Genomic DNA, 18,221 nt, shown 5'->3' with positions numbered 1-18,221 from the left:
TTACTCCACCAGCGCCAGCACGCGCAGCGGGCTGCCCGAGCCGCCTTCGATCTTGAGCGGCGCCGACACGATCACCGCACCCTGCGGCGGCAGTTGATCAAGGTTCTTCAGGCACTGCAGGCCGTAACGGTTTGCGCCGTGCATCAGCGTGTGGCACGGATAGGCCACCGGCCACGCGTAAGACTGCCCCGCGTCGGTGTTGATGGTTTCGACGCCGAAGCCGTGGACGTTCCGTTCGTGGATCAGCCACTCGACCGCTTCTTGAGTCGGCCCCGGCGTGTGGGCGCCGTCTTCGCGCAAGTTGAGGAACGCGGCGGCGTCGCTCACGCGAAGCGACCAGTCCGTGCGGAACAGAACCCATGCACCTTCAGGGATGTGCCCATGGCGCTGTTCCCAGGCCTGCAAGAATTCCACCGTCAGCAACCAGTCTTCGTTTTCGCGGACTTGCGCGCTGGCGTCCACCACCACGGCCGGCGCCAGGAAGTTCTCTGGGGCGATGGTGTCCACGCTGTTGCCTGGGTAGTCTCGCCCCGTGATCCAGTGCACGGGCGCATCGAAGTGGGTGCCGGTGTGCTCGCCACACGAGAAGTTGTTCCAGTACCACGCGGGGCCGGCCTCGTCATAGTGCGAGATGCGCTCGACCTTGAACGCCTGCACCTGCCCAAACTGCGGCGGCAATTGCAACGCAGGAAACGAAGGCGACAGCGTCTGCGTGAGATCGACAACGCGGACGTTGCCGCGCGCCAGGCCTTCAGTCAATGCGGACAGCGTCGTGGATGGGGTGGACGTCATGGTGTTCTCCAGCGGTACGGGATAACGAAGCGCTTTACAGGACTGAAACCGCGTGCAGCGATGTGAACCGGCCCGCGTGGAAGACCAGCGGCGTGCCAGGCTGGTTGGCCGTGCGCACCACCCGGCCGATCAGCAGCAGGTGGTCTCCAACGTGCCGGCAGTCGTCATGTGCGCACACGAGCGTGGCGACTGCACCGTCGATCGCCGGGATGCCTTCCGGTGTTTCTTGTACCGCTACGCCATCGAACTTGTCGGGTACGGCGGCAGTGGCAAAGCGTTTGGCCAAGTCTTCGTGACCGTTCGCCAGGATGTTGATCGCGAAGTGCGTGCACTCGCGGAACGTGGCCAGATTGGGCGAGCGGTCGACCAGGCTCCACAGCACGAGCGGCGGATCCAGCGACAGCGTGGCAAAGGAGTTGATGGTCAGGCCCACTGAGCGCCCGTCGGGCGTGCGCGTTGTGACAATGGCAACACCGGTCGGGTAGCTGCCGAACAGGTTGCGCAGCGCCTTGGGTTCGAGGTCGACGTTGCCCCAGGTGTTGTGGCGGTTGGCGTGCATGGTGGTGGGCTCGTGGGCGAGACATGACAACATGGCGTTCTCCTCAGGCCGTAGCCGGCACGGCTAGGTGTTCAGCGACAAAGCGCTCGCAGGCTTGCGCGTCAGCCCACCACGGGAAGTAGCTCGGCGGGTGGTTGAAGCCGTTCGCAATCGTCTTGGCAAGCGTGGGCGATTGCTGTGCGGCGCCCAGCAAGCCGAGAATGTGCGGCGGTGGCGGGGTCAGCAGTGAGTTCGTCCATTGCACGACCCATTGGGCGTAGTCCCAGAACTGCTCGAACGTCGCCTCCATCCACTCGCGGGTGTAGGGCTGGTCCGCGCGTGCCAGGATGGCGTCCAGGTAGACCTTGCCGGCCTTGGTGGCGTTGTTCGAGCCTTGTCCGGTGATCGGGTCGTTGGTGGCCACAGCGTCGCCCAGGCCGAACACCAGCCGGCCAGACGGCAGCGTCATCACCGGCTTGCGCACCGTCGGTGCGAATGCACCGGCCAGAATGCCCTTGTCGTCGGTCAGTTGCACATTGCGTGCGCGGTCGGCTTCCCACGGCAGGTAGGTCTGCAGAAAGCGCAGGCTGGTGGCGAGGTGGTCTTGCGGCGTACGGACATCACGCCAACAATCTAGCGGGCCGCCCGGCACGCCCTCGAACACCATGATGTCGCACGGGCCGCTAAGCGTGAGGGCAGGGAAGACGAAGTATTCGCCGACACCCGGAATGAGGTTGAACGACACGCGGGAATAGTCCTGCGTCGGCTCCAGACCGTGCACGTAGGTCAGCGCCAGTGCACGCTGAGGCTTGTCGAAGGGGGAGCGCGCCGCATCACGTTCAAGCAGCTTGACGACCTCGCCCTTGCCGCCGGCGAGGATGACGAGGTCATTGCTTTCTGCCAGTGCTTCGAGCTCGGCGATGCCTGCATCCTGGATCACCAGCCGGCCGCCACGCGATTCGAGTTGTTCGAGCCACGACGCCATCTTCACACGCTGGTCCACAGACTGTGCGGGGCGATCCAGCTGCGCGCTCCACTCAATGACCTTTGCGCCGGGCTGCTCCGGATGTGGCACGGCAAAGCCGATGCCTTCAACGGGCGGACAGGCTTGCTCCCAATCGTTGATGCCGAGGTCACGTTCAATCTGCAACGCCGGGTCAAACATGCATTGGCTAGACATGACCTTGCCGTTGCGGATGTCGTCCGGCGTCCGGTTGGAAACAACGGTGACTTCGTAGCCCTTGTCCAGCAGCCCGAAGGCCAGCGGCATGCCAGCCTGGCCACCACCCACAATCGCGATTCGACGCATGAGAGTTCTCCTTGATGAAAGTTCGGACGTAGCCGTCTGAGGTAGCGTGATCGGCTGCGTTATTCGGCCAGGCGCGGAATCGCCGGTTTTGCTTGCTCGGGCCCCATGGCCGAATAACCGCCATCGACGGCGTAATCCGCACCGGTGACAAACGAGGCGTTTCCAGAGAGGAGGAAGGCGACAACATCGGCCACCTCCTCGGGGTTACCCACGCGGCGCAGCAGGTGATAGTCGGCTGCCACGCGATCGGTCTTGGCGCGGTCGCCGTGGGTGATCTCGTCCATCACGCGCGACCAGGTCCAGCCGGGAGAGACAGAGTTCACGCGGATGCCGTCGGCCGCAAAATCCATCGCCATGCTTCGGGTGACTTGCACCAGAGCCGCCTTGGAGACGGGGTAGAGCCAACGGCCCGTTTGCGCGACGCTGGACGAGATGCTGGTGAAGTTGACGATAGCGCCGCCGCCTGCAGCAACCATGTGCGGACGAACAGCCCGCGCGGCCATGACGGCACTCACTACATTGACATCCAGTGCCTTGAGCCAGTCGGCACGCCCAGACTTGTCACCGTCATCGAGATACGTTGCTGCCAGATTCACGAGGAAGTCCACGCGCCCGAATTGGGCTGCTACGTCGGCGACGGCACGGTCCAGTTGCTGGTCATCTGCGATATCGACTTGCCAAAAGCGGATGCCTTCGGGGTCGGTGGTGGCAACGCGGTCGCCGCCGGCCGCATCGATGTCGAACAGGGCAACCTTGACGTCGTGGCTGCGAAGCGCCTGAACGACCGCAGCGCCGATGATGGTGGCGCCGCCTGTCACGATGGCGACCTTGCCTTTCAGATCTTTCATGGGTGCCTCCTAGCCTTTTGAGAATCGTTTTGCGCCAGTTGTTGGGGACGCGTTTGATTGCATGATGGACTGTGAGTCCGGTGTGCATATATCCGGTTCGTGCTGCAGCTATCCGTCCGTTGCTGGTATTCGGAGATCGATTGATCTGAGGTAACGGATGTCACGCGCGCAATGCAGCTGCGTCCGCGCGGGAATAGGCCGACGTCGTGATTGCGGCTTGAATAGCTCTGGCAGGGTATGAATCGGGGCGGTCAACGTGGCCAGTAGGGCCGAGCAGTGCGCTAACTGCGCGCAGCACCATGCGCGACAGTGCGCCCGGCCATGCGAGCAGCCTGTCGGCCTGGTCACTGCGGTGCTCGTTGTTCAGACACCAGTTGCAGAAGTGCTCGCAATTGTTGGTGAGAATCCGGTACTGGGATTCACCGACGCGCGAGCGAGCCCTTTGCACCGCGACCTGGGAGGGAAACTTGTGTTGGCAATCTTGCCTAACCAAGAGTGGGCGGCCGGCGGTAAATCGATCGACGGTGATTTCTTCCACCGGGCCGCGGTGGAACGTTCGCGACAGACCGGCGTAGTGCACGACTTTGCCGTCGCCAACGTAGATGCCATGGTGCCAATACCCCAGGCGCGGCGTGATGAGGTGTGCCCCAAGGGCGAGCGAGCCTTCCTCATGGGGGCGCCAATAGGTGGCGCCGATCACAACAGTGCCGTCGTGCCCCGCGAGTTGATGTTGGAACGCATAGTCCATGATGCTGGTCCTCGACTTGGCGGGGGTGTCTCCCGCCTCGATTGCAGCTTATGAACGTGTCGTAAGGGCGTTATCCCGTTCGTGCACGGGGTATCCGGAAATGGCGGAACCTTTGCTGATCAGGCTCTCATGTAAGCCGGGATGCGCTGCTTTCAGACTCTGTGAGCCACTCTATTAGCGCGATGGCAAAGGAAAATGAGAAGCCGGCCCATGATGACCAGCTGGCATGACAGCATTCCGCTGCTACTTCGTCGAGCCGTTCGAAGTTGTGGCCGCCACAATCCCAAGCCCAATGTAGATGGCCCCCGTCATGTACTTTCCAACGCTACGGGTCTTGCGGGTGTTGGCCACCATCCTCCCAATCTTGGCGGCTGCTGCGGCGTAAAGGATGTCGCTGATGCCGCCAATCACGATCAGGATGACGCCCAGCGAGAAGATTTGAAGGGGAATGTTTCCGGAGGCAGGGTCAACAAACTGTGGGAGGAAAGCCGCGATGAACAGTGCGGTCTTCGGGTTCAGCAAATTGACGAGGAGCCCCTTCTTGATGGATTCGCCAAGGCCCAGAGACGTTTGACGCACGGCATCGGTATCGGCGACCGTTTTGGTGATCGATTTGACGCCCAGATAGACGAGGTAGGAGGCACCCAGCAATTTAGTCACGCCCAAAAGAGCAGGGGACGCCATCAGCAGTGCAGTGATGCCCATTGCGGCAAAGGACACGTGAACGAGTGTTCCCAGCATGATGCCGAAGCACGACGCAAGACCGAACTTGAAACCCTGGCTGGCGCTGGCCGTCGACACATAGATCGTGTTCGGCCCGGGAATGGCGACAACCAGCGCTACCGTTAGCAAAAAGTAGGGCAAGACGGCGAAGTTGATCATTGCAAGGGCTCCTGTAGCGCAGCCGCGCGTCTTCACAACGCTGGCCTGCAGTTTTCCAATTCCCAGGATTTGTGGGGCGGCGTTAGGCATTGAAGCATAGCCATGCGCAGTTTGGCACCTCGCATCAGGCTTTCCAGCACGCGGAGCGCGACAAAGCCCTCGAGATTGAACGGCTACCCACCTGGCCGACATGGCGGCCTTCCCAACAACGTGCCAGGTGGGGCGAAGAGGTGTTCAGGTCCGAGAGAATCGTCTATTGAGCGATGTGGCGTCACATCAGCGGGCGAGCGCTGCAACCTCCGCGGCACTCAAGGCACCCGCGTGAACGCGGAACCCCTGGATGCGGCCGTTGAACGATGAATGCCCCCAATCGCGGCCCAGGAAGATGACCTGGTCGCCAATCTGGCGCGGCGACAGCAGGATCTCGTCAGACTTCGCCACCTCGGTGCCGTCGACATACAGGCGGTAGATGTTGCCCTGCAGCGTGACCGCCACATGGACCCAGCGGCGAATCGGCAGGGGCGACGGCGCCTCCATACCCTGCGCGTCCTTGCCTGTCGCGCCGAAGATCACAAAACGCAGCCCGCCCCGGCCGGACTGGGGCGCGATGGCCATGGCTGCGTTCGCATCCTGCCCCGCGAAGAACAGGCAGCTGTCCCAGCGCAAGCCATTCGCGTAGGCCCACATGGACACGCTGAAATCTTCGAGGCCACTGAATATGCCCGATGGGAGTTGCAGGCCGGCCTTGTTGCCGTCGAACACGATGGCTTTGTCGTTGAGGCGTCCGTCGCCCCAAGTCGCGCCGTCCAGCAGCGTGCCTTGCACCAAGGTCGTGGTGCCAGCGGCGGTCAGTAGCGCGCCGACCGTGCCGGTGCCGTTCGGGTCGTTCAGCGGCATCGACAGGCGGACCTCACCAGGAACGGCGATGCGCGCCACGCTGGAGCCTGTGCTCGAGGCACCGGTGCCCTGGGCGGTGATCTGGTAGAACCAGACGCCGCTGGGCGGTATATCGCTGTAGGTGAGCACCTCGCTGGCCGAAACGGTGCCCAGCAGGTTGAAGGGGCCGTTGGCCTGGCTCGCGCGCTTGACCGCATACGAGGTCGCGCCGACGCTACCCCACCACGACAGCACGACGCGATCGCCGCGCAAATGGGCCGTGAGCCCCGAGGGCGGCTTCATCGGCCCGGCGTAGTCCGGGCGGCGGTGGACCAGCGTCGGCCAAATCACATCGTCCCCGCCGTTCGAAAATTGGTTTGGCTCACACTTCGCCACCATGCGCGCGACGTTGGGCGCCGCCAGCCCCAGGCGGTTGACGTAGTGGTTGTAGATGGGCTCCCAGGCATTGCGGCCCATCTGGCCGTAGTTCACCTGTTTCCATACAGAATTCACAGTCCGATGCGCCGCCGTCGGATCCTGCTCGGGCGCAAAGGGCATCGGGTAGTTGTTGCCGTTCTCGTCGACCAGGTTGGAGCGCGCCACGTACTCGGCCGCCGAGAGGAAGCGATTGTTGTACAGCCCGTAGAGGTCGTCCCCCTGGTTCCAGGCGATCTCCATCAAGTCACCGCCCAGCGACATGCCCAGCGTGGAATGGCCTTGGTCACGGCCGCTTTCTTCCCATTGCCCGAAATGGCCCGGGTGCAGGAAATAGACGCCGTGCACGATCGAACCGTTGCCGAAGTTCCGGAGCTTCCCGCGGTTATTGCCCGCGTAGCAGTCGCAGGCCAGCCGATACAGGTCGGGCCGGTCGCAGAACACACCCATGGCCATGGCGCCCACCATCGAGGCCATTTCCCAGTTGGCATGGGACCCCATGCGCCCGTCGCTGAGGAACCACGACGAGATCGAGGCGAAAACGTTGAGCAGCATGTCCTGGAAACGCTTCAGGTTTGCCGGCGCCCAGCCTGGATAGGTGCGCATGATCTCCCCCACCTGGGCCCACTGGTGGCCTTGCATGCCAGCCATCAGGCTGAAGGTGTGGTCGTCGGGCGCGGAGGATCCTGGGGGCACGGTACCGACCACCTTCAGCGTGGAGGCCCAGGCATCGAGAGTTTCCACTGCCTTGTCGGCATAGCGCCTGTCCTCCGGGTCGGACAGCTTCCAGCGCAGCGCCAGGCTCCACGCGCGCTGGATGTCGCGGTAGAGCGCGTACTTGCTGCGGTCCTGGCGGTAGACGCCTTCCTGTGGATTGGGCTTGCCATCCAGGCTGACGAGGGAGTCAGCGCACAACTTCTTCCACCAGGTCGTCCACGGCTCCTGCCCCGCCTTGATGAGCGCGCGGAGGCGGGTGAAGTCATCTTCGGTAACCAGCAGCCCCGGGTGGCGGAAGACGCCACTCACCGACGCCGGCACGGACTCAGGGAAGGGCTTCGCAGGTGCCGGACCGGTCGGCGATTGGCCGCCACCTCCTACCTTGTCCTGCGGCTGAGTTTGCCCCTGCGCGGAGGCATCGTCGACACCCGCGCCACACCCCGGCAGCAGCGGCAACATGGGGAAGAGCCCCAGGCTCAATGACAACGCCCGACGCACAGGATTAGGCGCCGCGCCGACGCTGGCGCGTTCCACGGATTTTTTCATCATGTATTGACCCGACCATCTTTTTTTAATGGCGCAACCGTAGGTCAGCGTGCGAATGCTCGTCAACGCAATCGCTGCAATCCGTGAGCTTTTTTGAGTCTTCGGGCAGCTATTCCCTAGTTCGTCATAAGTGGCTCCGTGAGAACGCACGCGATCTCACCAACTGCGAGCTTTTCCTTCAGTGCGTCTATCTCGTTGAATTCGATGACAGCGGTTTGCCGTACGTTTGTCTCTCAAGCTGCCACCAGCCGTGCAGCCCCAACCTTCGCCGCCTGGCCGACGGGCTCACGCACGGTTAATTGGTAGCCGCGCGAATAGACCGTCTTGAGCTCGACACCGGTGGCTTCTCCGAAGCACAGCTTCTTGCGCAGCTTGTAGACGTGCTGTTCGATCGAGCGCCGGGCAACGCAGGCGTCCGCTCCCCATACTGCAGAGGCGATCTGCTGACGTGACAGGAATGCACCTGACGAAGAGAACATCAGCCAGGCCGTGGAAAACTCGCGGGCGGTCAAGCGGATGGGTGTGCCGTGCAACGTCACTGTCCGGGTGAGCCGGCACAAGCAGTAGGGTCCGACCACCTGCGCGGTGCCTGGTTCGGTCTGCAGCGTTCCGCGCTTGGCGCGCAGAATACGGTGTACACGGACCCCCAACTCGTCCGCAGTGAAGTGGCCGGTGATCCAGTCGTCGACAGCGCTGTCAAAAACGCCCAGCATTTCTTCGCGCTCGACAAAGTTGCCGAATACCAGCGTTGGCCAGCGCATATCGGCGTTGCACTCGCGCCAAGCCAGCACCCGCTGGCCGGCCGTACCGAATAGTTGGGCGTCGATCATCAACAAATCGAACACCTCGGTACGCCGAGCGCGCAACAGCGCCAATGCGTCGTCGAATCTCACGCACGTCACGTCCGGTGGCAGGCAAGCCGACACGTACGCAAAGCTGGAGGGATTGCTGGTGAGGATGGCGAATTTCATGAAGCACCCGTTCGATGCGGTGCCAATCAGTTCGTCGGCCCCGCTTGTTATCTTCTACCCCGGCATAACTTTCACGATTCCTGACTGAAGGTCTTGGCGAATAGATGCTCCCCGGGGAGAAGAGCGCGGAGTGTGTGGCGCGATGAGGCCTCTTCAACTCATCGCTGATCTATCGAACGCTGCCGCGCTTAGCGGTGCTTCGATGCGTCGACATTGCCGGGATGGCCCCCATGACCTTCTGCGGGCGAGTTCCAGCCTGTGGACGATGCCAGCTTGATGGCTTGCTGGATGTTTTTGCCACGGAACCCGGCCCGCTCGATGAAGTGCCGGAAGAGTCCGGGCGCTTTTGCGATGAGGGTATTTCGCTTGGGCACGACCACCATGTCTGCGCGCCGCTCGATGCCGGCCACAATGTCGCGCACAACGGACTCGCGCGAAACCATTTTCCAAAGGCCTTTGTCATTGCCGCCCCACAAGGCACGGCCTGCGGGATCAGCCACGACGTCGTCCATCATCGGTGTGGGGAAAAAGGTGGGGTGCACGCTACCGACGCCGACTCCCAGATGCTGCAATTCCAGCCGGACGCTGTCGCATAGGGCCCAAACGCCCGCCTTGCTGGAGGTGTAGGATGCCTGGAGCGGCGAATGGACGAAGGCAGCCATCGAGGAAATGCCCATGAGGTAGCCCTGCTGCTTCTGCACATAGGGTAGGCCGGCGCGGAAGGTGCGCCAGACGCCGTTGAGGTTGATGTCGATGACGCGCTCGAATGCCTCCGGGTTGAGCGTGGCCATGGGCGCCATGGTGTCGATGCCTGCGTTGGCGATCACCACGTCAATGTGGCCGAAATGCGCCGCGGCTTGCGCCATGGCCGCCTCCAGGCTCTCCATGCTGCGCACGTTGGCGGTCCAGCCGCGGGCTAGGGAGAGGCCACCCAAGGTCTTTGCCTGCGCCTCGACCTGGGCCAAGTCCAGGTCGAACAAAGCGAGGCGGGCGCCCTTGGCGCGCAGCGCTGCGGCGAGCGCTGATCCCAAGCCGCCGGTCGAGCCGGTAATGGCCACCACTCGATTAGTCAAATCATATTTCGGCATGGTTTATCCGTGCGTTGATTCCGCCTCGAGCTGCTGGATGAGGGCGTGCATTTCTTTGTGTCGACTCAGCGTGACATCGGTCAGTACACCGAAGATGCCGCGGAAGAGTGAGAACGGAACCCACCGCCATGGTGCGTAGATGCGAGGCCTGCGATGCTGCACACCTTTCGCGACCGCACGTGCTACCTGCTCGGGGGGAATGGCCCGACGCAGCCACGCTGGAAATCCAACCTCATTCATTTTTGTCACGGTTGCGTTTCCGCCGAAGGCAACCTTGGCGATGGCCGTGGCCGTCCAGCCGGGGTACACGACGCTGGCCGTTGCCCCGGTATAGGCGAACTCTGCTCTCAAGCAGCGTGTGAGCATTTCCACCCCTGCCTTCGATGCGGCATAAGGTGCATTCGCCATGCCATTGGCAAATGCGTATACGGAAGACGTGACAAGGACTTGGCCCTTGTTGCGAATGATCTCCGGCAGCGCCGCGCGAACCGTGCGCCAGACACCAAGCAAATCCACTTCTACGATTTTCTCGAACTCGGCCTCATCGCAACTGGCAATTGTTGAGGCGCCGCTACGCCAGGAAATGCCAGCGTTGGCAAACACCACATCGAGGTGTCCGAAGCGTTGGATCGTCTGCTGGATGACAGCCTTTGTTGCCTCGGCGTTGGTGACGTCAAGCGCTAGAGGTAGCACTCGAGATGGGGTGAACTCTTCTGCAAGTTTGTCCACAGCGGTTTGCTGCATATCGGTCAGCACCAAACTCGCACCAAGGGCATAGAGTTCGCGTGCGGTCGCGGCGCCGATGCCGCCCGCCGCGCCGGTGATCAGCGCCACCTTGTCGTTCAAGTCGTAAGTCATCATGAAGTCTCCTTTTTCGACATGGCTCGTCCTTTCACGGGGACATGGCGCTTGAGAAAATCGAGCTGATCGGCCACCACCCGTTCGAAGGCTTCGCCGACGTAGATGTCGAAATGGCCGGCCCGATACAGACGGACTTCGCCGCGCGGCGCTTTCTTGGCATAGCGCCCGGTTGGCCCGGCGGGCGCGACAGAGTCGGTCTCGCAGATGCAGAAAAGAATCGGGCAGGGCACCTTTGCCGCGCGGCGGCCGGGACGGTAGCGCAGGATGTTCATCGCGAAGCGCGCTGCAACGTGGTTGCGGAAGGACACTCCGCTTGGCACCAGGGCCAGATAGCCGCCCTGGGCGTCTGGCGCGGTCATGAGGGCGGCGGAATGTGGTGGGCCGGAAGTGGCCACCATCAAAGGTGTCATGCCAACTAAACTGCGCAGCATGTCGACCATGGCCATCGCCGTCACTTTGAAGCTGCTGCGCAAATCCATCGCCAGGGCGGAGGCGATGCCGTCAGTGAAGGGGCATTGGGCAATGACAGCCGCCACGTTCTGGTCGCGCGCGGCGGACGCAATGACGTGGCCGCCGCCGAAGGAGGTGCCCCACAGGACGACCTTGCTGCGCATCAGGTTGGGCTGCAGCCGTGCAAAAGCAATTGCGCTGGACCAGTCTTCCAACTGTTGGCCGATGTCCAGCAACTGCCTGGTAGCGCCCTCGCTCGCCCCGAAGTTGCGGTAGTCAAAGACTAGGCATGCGTAGCCGGAGTCGCAAAAGCGTTCGGCAAACGCGTCCAAGCGCATCTCCTTGATGCCGCCCAGGCCGTGCGCCATGACAATGACGGGAAAAGGCCCGTTCCCTTCCGGTTCATAAAGCCAGCCCCGGCACCGCTCTCCTCGCCTGCCAGAAGAGAACTCGATGTTCGCTCGTCGCCTCATTGCTCCTCCAATATGTCGATGTATGAGAATATTTGTAGTCATCAACAAACTTGTAACTGCTTACAATAAGTGTAATAGGTTCCAAAAATGGAAGTCAATCCAATAGAGAAGAGAACTGGCCGGGAGAGGGAGACTCGAACCCAACGCAAGGCCAACGCGACCCGGTTGTCGATCCTGGAAGCGGCGGAGACTCTGCTGGCGGAAGGGGGACGCGACGCAGTCACCCTGGAGGCGGTCGCAACGCGTGCCGACGTGGCCGTGCAGACCTTGTACAACCGGGTGGGCGGGCTCTCGGCGCTGCTAATCGCTGTGGCCGAGCGCGCGCTGGAAGAGAATCGGCAATACATGGACGCCGCATATGCCTCGCCGGGCGGGGTGGAAGACCGCTTGTACGCCGTGGCAGCGGCCTATACCAACTTCGCCAGGGAACGCCCGCACCAGTTTCGTATCATGGTCGAGCCGCCGGACGAGCCCGAGGCGCTGACGCGGATCGCGAACTTGATCCGGGAGCAAAACGCCAAGTTGAGCGCCTTGATCCGTCGAGGCATAGACGAGGCGGTCATCGACAGCGGGTTCGATCCTGAACTCACTTCCACCGCTCTCTGGACCATGATGAATGGTGTATTGAGCCTGTTGTGGCGCACCGATAGCCTGCGGGTAGACGCCGCGCAAATTGACGCCATCTTCGGCACAGTGACGAAGATTCTCACCGACGGCCTCAGGCAGCGCGGGAGATGAAACCCGCCGCGGTTCGGCAAGGCTTTCCCATGGCGTCGAACTGGCGATGTGGGTGGCGGAAGAATCGGGGATGTGTTGCCCCTCGTCCGCACTGCTCGATGGCCATACCTTGTGTGCGGCAGTTGCCTTTTTCAGGCGCCTGGCAGGCACGGACTACACGACCAACGCGATCGAGAGCATCAACGCGCAGCTACGCAAGATCATCAAGACGCGTGGCCACTTCCCCAGCGATGAAGCGGCCACCAAACTCCTGTGGCTGGCGCTACGCAATATCACTGGCAAATGGGGGAGTTCAACGCACGACTGGAAGGCTGCGATGAACCAGTTCGCGGTCCTCTATGAAGACCGATTCACGCAGCCACACCGTTGAGATAATGCCGGCTCACCGTTCAACCTGACGGTGAACCTTGAGTTGCCCCCCACACAAAAAAAACTGATAGGCCCGGCGCTCCGCCCCCGCCTTCGGCGCTCCAACGTACACCCCCCAGGCTTAATGCCCCTCGCCCTACGGTCTTACTCCGCAATCGTGGAACCCCCAGGGGCGAGTAGTCGCTTTGTCGTAACGCTGCCGCGCACGAGGCGACACCATGTATTCCGAAACGAGATATCAAAGGCTGCTCAATTCATGCAAGCAAGTGCGCCATCGCAGCGGAGATCGGCGATCATCTTCGGCAACCATGAGCACATCATTCACAGGCCATCAATGGCATTCCCTCACCCAGGCTGAACGCGAGCGGGAATATTCGCCGAGCTCCCGAATCGGCGGGGACTATCGCCCCTTCGTGGAGGCCTACCGGCGACGCAGCGCAGAGTCCAGGGAGCGCGCTACCGCTTTCGGTGGCCGTTGGGTGGAGCATCGCTACGGCAGCGCCGAGGCTCAACGCATCGATATCTGCGTGCCCACGAACGCGACCGCGGTGCCGCTGCTGGTCTTCATTCATGGAGGCTATTGGCAGGAACTCTCGGCTGAAGCGTCGCTCTTCCCGGCGGCGAGCTGTATCGAGCACGGTGCAGCCTTTGCTGCGATCGACTACACGCTCGCTCCGAAGGCCTCTGTCGGTCTAATCGTCGAGGAGTGCCGCGCTGCGCTCGACTGGCTGGCTCATCATGCGGCGCAACTCGGATGGGATGCGTCGCGGATGGTGGTCGCCGGCAGCTCCGCGGGAGCGCACCTCGCCGCGATGGCGTGCCTGCCGGGATGGCGCGAGGAAAGGCGATCCACGTTTCGGCCCGCAGCGGCAGTGTTGGCCTCCGGCATCTACGAGCTGGAACCCTTGATCGGCACGAGCATCAACGATGCCCTCCATCTCGACCGTCAAGAGGCGCGCGATCAAAGCCCCGCACTTCTCACGCCGGCCGCAGTGGTGGGCTTTCCACGAACGATGGTGTGCTGGGGTGAAATCGAGACGGACGCGTTCAAGGAACAGAGTCAAGGCTTTGCCTCATTGCTGCGCCAAGCCCACACCGACTGCCAAAGCCTGGAGATCGCTACTCGCAACCACTTCGACGTCATTCTGAATCTGGCCGAACCCGGCACGGCTCTGGGGCTATGCACCTTTGACCTGCTGGGCCTGACCTGAAGGCCCGGCTCCCCGTCGAACCAACCACACAAGGATCTTGAATCATGCCTCGCTACAAACGCCAGCATCCACAGATCGTCGACCCCTCGGGGGTGAAGTTAGGTGTCGAGGCTCGGCCCATGGGGATGACTACCGAGGCCTCGCGCGCCTACGCGGTCCAGGGTACGGGAGGTGCGCCGCTCGTCGACTTCGATGGCACCAGCAACCCCTACAACGACTACCAGAGCATCGATCTTCTTCTGTCCCTGCAGCACCCTAGGAGCGATGGTTATGACGAGCACATCTTCTTCGTGATCGGCCAGGTGAAGGAGCTCCTGTTCAAGGCGCTGCACTTCGAGCTTTACAACGCGCAGATGCAGATCCGTGCCGATGAGGTGGCCAGCGCACTGGAAATTCTTCCACGCGCCCAGGCAATCGCCAGGTACATCGCAAACTCCTGGGATGTCCTTTCGACGATCACCCCTGAAGGCTTCAACCAGTTCCGCGATCACCTGAGCACGGCTTCAGGGCAATTGTCGTTCATGTACAGGCACGTCGAATTCATCCTGGGCAACAAGAACCGCCGGCTGGCAGGTGCGTTCCGCAACATGCCACACGTGTGGTCGGGGATCGAGGCCGCGTTGACCTCGCCAAGTCTTTACGACGACTCAGTGCGCCTGCTGGCCCGCCGCGGTCACGAAATCGACAACGCGGCGCTCGATCGGGACTGGTCTGAGGACTACCAGCCCAACGAATCAGTGGAGAAAGCATGGCTTGCGGTGTACGCCGATCCGGGGCCACACAACGAGCTGTATCGACTGGGCGAGGCACTCGTTTCGCTGGCCGACCTGATGGCTCAATACCGATGGAGGCACTTCGTGTCGGTTCAACGCCTGATCGGCCTGAAGCCTGGAACCGGTGGCTCTGCCGGTGTGGGCTGGCTGCAGCACGTGACGAACCATCGCTTCTTCCCGGAACTGTGGTCCATCCGGACCCAGTTCTGACTTGACACTCAACGATCGGGGCATATCGATGATTTCTCGTGACGCACTGGTGCAGAAAGATCTGCAGGACCCATTGGCCACCAAACGCCGTGCATTTGCCATTCCGCCGGACGTGATCTATCTCGACGGCAATTCCCTCGGACCCCTCGTGGCCAGTGTGGCACCGCGCATGGCACGTGCCGTCGAGACAGAATGGGGCCAAGGCCTGATACGCTCCTGGAACGACGCCGCCTGGTATCCGGCGCCACTTCGCGTGGGCGCCAGGATTGCCACCCTGGTGGGCGCGCAATCGCACGAGGTCGTCGTATGCGACTCCACGTCTGTGAACCTCTTCAAGATCCTGGTGGCAGCGCTGCGCATGCGGCCTGGGCGCAAGGTCATCGTCGGTGAGACCGGAAACTTTCCCACCGACATGTATGTCGCCGATGGTGTCGCCTCGCTGATGGGCGCCGAGCTGCGGTGCGTGCATCCGGAGGAGGTGGAGGCAGCGATCGCCGAAGCGGGTGCGGATCTGGCGGTCGTTGCGCTCACGGAAGTGAACTACAAGACCGGTCGACTGCACGACATGGCGAGCGTCACCAGCGCTGCTCATGCGGCCGGTGGCCTTGTGGTCTGGGATCTCTGCCACAGCGCCGGGACCTTGCCTGTGCAGCTCAACGCTTGCGAGGCGGACTTCGCTGTCGGCTGCGGCTACAAGTACCTGAACGGGGGGCCGGGCGCACCCGCCTTCGCCTTCGTCGCCGAACGGCATCTGGCTGAGCTTCGGCAACCCATACACGGCTGGCATGGCCACGCCGCGCCGTTTACCTTCAATGCGGAATACATGCCGAATCCCGGCATCGACCGCATGCTGGTCGGCACGGCATCGCAACTTGGCTTGATCGCGCTGGAGGAGGCGCTGACGGCGTTCGATGGCGTCGATCTGCACCAGTTGCGCCGCAAGGGAATGGACCTGTGCGACCTGTTCATCGAATTGGTAGACCAGGAGCTAGGTGGCTTCGGTTTCGGCTTGGTCAGCCCGCGCGACGCTGCGCGCCGCGGCAGCCAGGTTTCACTGACGCATGAACAGGGCTACCCCATCATGCAGGCCCTCATCGCGCGGGGTGTCATCGGTGACTTCCGTGCCCCCGACATCCTGCGCTTCGGCTTTGCAGGTCTTTATGTGCGCCATGTCGATGTGTGGGACGCCGTGGCGATTCTGAAAGACACCATGACCTCGAGCGCATGGAAGCACCCCCAGCACCAGGCCCGCAAGGCCGTAACGTAAGGACTCGACGCGCATGAGCGAAGAAGACGCCCCCAAGAAAGCGACGTTCTCCGATGTCATGCTGCGGCGGCTCAAGTTCAAGCCGTTGCTGATCTTTGATCGCGTCTTTCAGCGGCGCTCGATCCTTCACGCTGCCCACGAGCTGCACCTGACCCAGTCGGCTGTCACCAAGGCTGTGCGCGAGCTCGAAGACGACTTGGGCGTCCAGCTTTTCCAGCGAACCAACCGCGGCGTCGAACCGACCGCCTACGGGCTTCTGCTTGGGGCTCGCGTGAAGCTGGTCATCGCGGAAGTCCGCTATCTCGCCGACGAATTGAACGCCTTCCGATCCGCCGAGACGGGACACGTGATTGTCGGGACGCTGATCGCCGGGAGCGCCAAGCTTTTGCCGTTGGCCATCGCAGAGCTGAAGCGACGCGCCCCAGGCGTGCTCGTGACGGTTCGTGAAGGGGTCGCCGACACCCTGTATCCGGCGTTGGCTACCGGCGAACTGGACCTCGTCGTCGGACGCCTTCCGGGCAGGGGCCATCCGGTCGCACGCAATTTCCCACTTGAGCACGAACGCCTGTTCACCGAATCATTTTGCCTGGTCGTGCGCCGAGACCACCGCATGATGACGATCTCGGCTCCAGTCTTGGCCGACACGCTCGATTCGCTCTGGATTCTCCCAGTGCCGGAGTCGCCGGCGCGCCTGGTGGCAGAGGATCTGTTCGCCAACGCGGGCCTCGACTTGCCTACGCACCGGATCGAAAGCATGTCTTTGTTCACCAATCTCGGACTCATCACGCACGCCGACGCGTGCTGCCTGATGCCGCGCGGGGCCTTCCAGCTTCTCAATGCTGGCGGACAGATTTCCGAGGTGCCCATCGCCGGCGTGGACCGCTTCGGAGACGTCGGCCTATCGTTGCGATCTGGGCATCGTCTGTCGCCTGCGGCGCATCTGCTCACCGAAACGCTGCGCTCCGTTGCGAATACGATGTCCTGAAGGCTGACGGCCCCAGGACATCCGGAATACCCAGCGCTCGGGAATTCACTATCCCCGCGTGGCGAGACACGCAAACATTACTGTGCTGGTCACGCCGCGACGCAAGCACACGACGGACGAGCGACTTCAATCCGCCATCGCTGGAGAAAATCAATGCTGAATCTCGCTCGATCCACCACCTCGTCGATCTTTGGACTCTTACTGAGCTGCCTCTGTGCCGCCCCCGCCTTTGCGCGTGACAGGGCCGTCGCCGTCACCGCGATCGTCGAACACCCTGCGCTCGAAGCAGTGAGGGACGGCATCAAAGACGAGCTCAAGGCAGAGGGTTTCGAAAGCGGCAAGAACTTCAAGCTCGCCTACTACTCCGCTCAGGGAAATCCCGCCACAGCGGCACAGATAGCGCGTCAGGTCGCCGGCGAAGGCGCCGATGTCATCGTCGGCATCTCGACGCCGTCAGCGCAGGCCGCGGCCGCGGCGACAAAAACGATCCCCGTGGTCTTCGCGGCAGTCACGGATCCCATCAGCGCCAAGCTGGTGGCCGGCGAAGGCGCCATGGGCGGGAACGTGACGGGTGTGTCCGATCGTCCGCCGGTGGACTACCAAGTCTCGTTGATCAAAATGATGCTGCCTTCGGCCAAGCGCCTCGGTGTCATCTACAGCCCCGGCGAAGCCAACAGCGTCGCACAGTTTGCCTTGCTGAAAGCCTCCGCCGAAGCCGCCGGCCTGAGCATTGTCGAAGCACCCGCCGTGAAGAGCTCCGAAGTGCAGACCGCGGCAAAGAGCTTGGTCGGCAGGATCGACGTCCTCTATGTGCCTGCGGACAACGCCGTCGTGTCCGCGATCGACGCAGTGCTTTCGGTCATGGCAAAGGCCAAAGTTCCGGTGATTGCGCCTGACGAGCAAGCTGTCGAGAAGGGCGCCATCGCCTCGATCGGTTTTGATTTCTACCAGCTTGGTCGCCAGACGGGCGGCATCGTCGCCGAGATACTGAAGGGTCAGCCTGCGGGCTCGATTGCGTGGCAATACGGCAGCGGCACTTCCCTTGTTCTCAATGCCCGTACCGCGAAGTTGCTGGGCCTTGACCTGCCCCCTGCGGTTCTCAAGCGCGCGAAAAAAATTCTTGGTGCGTGAGGT

Annotated in this window: 17 protein-coding genes and 1 pseudogene; 7 read left to right on the top strand and 11 right to left on the bottom strand. The window is 62.4% G+C overall.

The annotated features are described in order from the left end of the window. The 11 genes from ACN9M1_RS22200 to ACN9M1_RS22150 all read right to left on the bottom strand — a co-directional run bounded on the left by ACN9M1_RS22200 (nt 1) and on the right by ACN9M1_RS22150 (nt 11,429). Nucleotides 1–792, bottom strand: coding sequence for a cyclase family protein (locus ACN9M1_RS22200; protein ID WP_426399011.1), 792 nt, complete (start codon nt 790–792; stop codon nt 1–3). A gap of 34 nt (nt 793–826) precedes the next feature. Then, on the bottom strand, nt 827–1,384 hold the full coding sequence (locus ACN9M1_RS22195; RefSeq protein WP_426399010.1) for a flavin reductase family protein: 558 nt from the start codon (nt 1,382–1,384) through the stop codon (nt 827–829). Nucleotides 1,385–1,394: 10 nt separating this feature from the next. Next, the gene (locus ACN9M1_RS22190) at nt 1,395–2,639 is read right to left on the bottom strand and encodes a styrene monooxygenase/indole monooxygenase family protein (RefSeq protein WP_426399009.1); all 1,245 of its coding nucleotides are present in this window, start codon (nt 2,637–2,639) and stop codon (nt 1,395–1,397) included. Nucleotides 2,640–2,698: 59 nt separating this feature from the next. Beyond that, entirely contained in the window at nt 2,699–3,487 is a 789-nt protein-coding gene (locus ACN9M1_RS22185) for an SDR family oxidoreductase (RefSeq protein ID WP_426399008.1), read from the bottom strand. A 160-nt stretch (nt 3,488–3,647) separates the two neighbouring features. Continuing rightward, complete coding sequence (locus ACN9M1_RS22180) at nt 3,648–4,235, bottom strand: lecithin retinol acyltransferase family protein (protein WP_426399007.1); 588 nt, start codon at nt 4,233–4,235, stop codon at nt 3,648–3,650. Nucleotides 4,236–4,478: 243 nt separating this feature from the next. Then, nucleotides 4,479–5,117, bottom strand: coding sequence for a LysE family translocator (locus ACN9M1_RS22175; protein ID WP_426399006.1), 639 nt, complete (start codon nt 5,115–5,117; stop codon nt 4,479–4,481). A gap of 276 nt (nt 5,118–5,393) precedes the next feature. Next, the gene (locus ACN9M1_RS22170; RefSeq protein WP_426399005.1) at nt 5,394–7,694 is read right to left on the bottom strand and encodes a LamG-like jellyroll fold domain-containing protein; all 2,301 of its coding nucleotides are present in this window, start codon (nt 7,692–7,694) and stop codon (nt 5,394–5,396) included. A 230-nt stretch (nt 7,695–7,924) separates the two neighbouring features. Next, nucleotides 7,925–8,662 carry a response regulator transcription factor gene (locus ACN9M1_RS22165; RefSeq protein WP_426399004.1) on the bottom strand — a complete coding sequence of 246 codons (738 nt, stop codon included), beginning with the start codon at nt 8,660–8,662 and terminating at the stop codon, nt 7,925–7,927. Between the two features lie 188 nt (nt 8,663–8,850). Beyond that, nucleotides 8,851–9,750: an SDR family NAD(P)-dependent oxidoreductase gene (locus ACN9M1_RS22160; protein ID WP_426399003.1), complete on the bottom strand. Its 900-nt coding sequence runs from the start codon at nt 9,748–9,750 to the stop codon at nt 8,851–8,853. A gap of 3 nt (nt 9,751–9,753) precedes the next feature. After that, on the bottom strand, nt 9,754–10,611 hold the full coding sequence (locus ACN9M1_RS22155) for an SDR family NAD(P)-dependent oxidoreductase (protein ID WP_426399002.1): 858 nt from the start codon (nt 10,609–10,611) through the stop codon (nt 9,754–9,756). Then, nucleotides 10,608–11,429, bottom strand: a complete 822-nt coding sequence (locus ACN9M1_RS22150; protein ID WP_426399001.1) for an alpha/beta hydrolase — start codon at nt 11,427–11,429, stop codon at nt 10,608–10,610. The genes ACN9M1_RS22155 and ACN9M1_RS22150 overlap by 4 nt, the downstream gene beginning before the upstream one ends. 192 nt (nt 11,430–11,621) lie before the next feature. On the opposite strand from ACN9M1_RS22150, the gene ACN9M1_RS22145 reads away from it, so the two are divergent. The 7 genes and pseudogenes from ACN9M1_RS22145 to ACN9M1_RS22115 all read left to right on the top strand — a co-directional run bounded on the left by ACN9M1_RS22145 (nt 11,622) and on the right by ACN9M1_RS22115 (nt 18,218). Beyond that, the gene (locus tag ACN9M1_RS22145) at nt 11,622–12,272 is read left to right on the top strand and encodes a TetR/AcrR family transcriptional regulator (RefSeq protein ID WP_426399000.1); all 651 of its coding nucleotides are present in this window, start codon (nt 11,622–11,624) and stop codon (nt 12,270–12,272) included. Nucleotides 12,273–12,426: 154 nt separating this feature from the next. After that, nucleotides 12,427–12,642 (top strand): annotated as a pseudogene (locus ACN9M1_RS22140) (transposase); the annotation flags it as partial. Nucleotides 12,643–12,859: 217 nt separating this feature from the next. Continuing rightward, a complete protein-coding gene (locus tag ACN9M1_RS22135; RefSeq protein ID WP_426398999.1) occupies nt 12,860–13,852 on the top strand; it encodes an alpha/beta hydrolase in 993 nt (330 codons plus the stop codon). 44 nt (nt 13,853–13,896) lie between these two features. Next, on the top strand, nt 13,897–14,835 hold the full coding sequence (locus ACN9M1_RS22130) for a tryptophan 2,3-dioxygenase (protein ID WP_426398998.1): 939 nt from the start codon (nt 13,897–13,899) through the stop codon (nt 14,833–14,835). Nucleotides 14,836–14,863: 28 nt separating this feature from the next. Then, the gene (gene kynU, locus ACN9M1_RS22125) at nt 14,864–16,102 is read left to right on the top strand and encodes a kynureninase (protein WP_426400704.1); all 1,239 of its coding nucleotides are present in this window, start codon (nt 14,864–14,866) and stop codon (nt 16,100–16,102) included. 13 nt (nt 16,103–16,115) lie between these two features. Next, nucleotides 16,116–17,087 (top strand): LysR family transcriptional regulator, encoded by a 972-nt coding sequence (locus ACN9M1_RS22120; RefSeq protein ID WP_426398997.1) that lies wholly within the window; start codon nt 16,116–16,118, stop codon nt 17,085–17,087. A 153-nt stretch (nt 17,088–17,240) separates the two neighbouring features. Next, on the top strand, nt 17,241–18,218 hold the full coding sequence (locus ACN9M1_RS22115) for an ABC transporter substrate-binding protein (protein ID WP_426398996.1): 978 nt from the start codon (nt 17,241–17,243) through the stop codon (nt 18,216–18,218). Nucleotides 18,219–18,221: the final 3 nt, after the last annotated feature.

Origin of the sequence: Ralstonia sp. R-29 (genome assembly GCF_049913345.1) — a bacterium.
GTDB lineage: Bacteria > Pseudomonadota > Gammaproteobacteria > Burkholderiales > Burkholderiaceae > Ralstonia.
The sequence above is the reverse complement of the archived record's forward strand: the minus strand, read 5'-3'. Positions and strand labels throughout refer to the sequence as shown.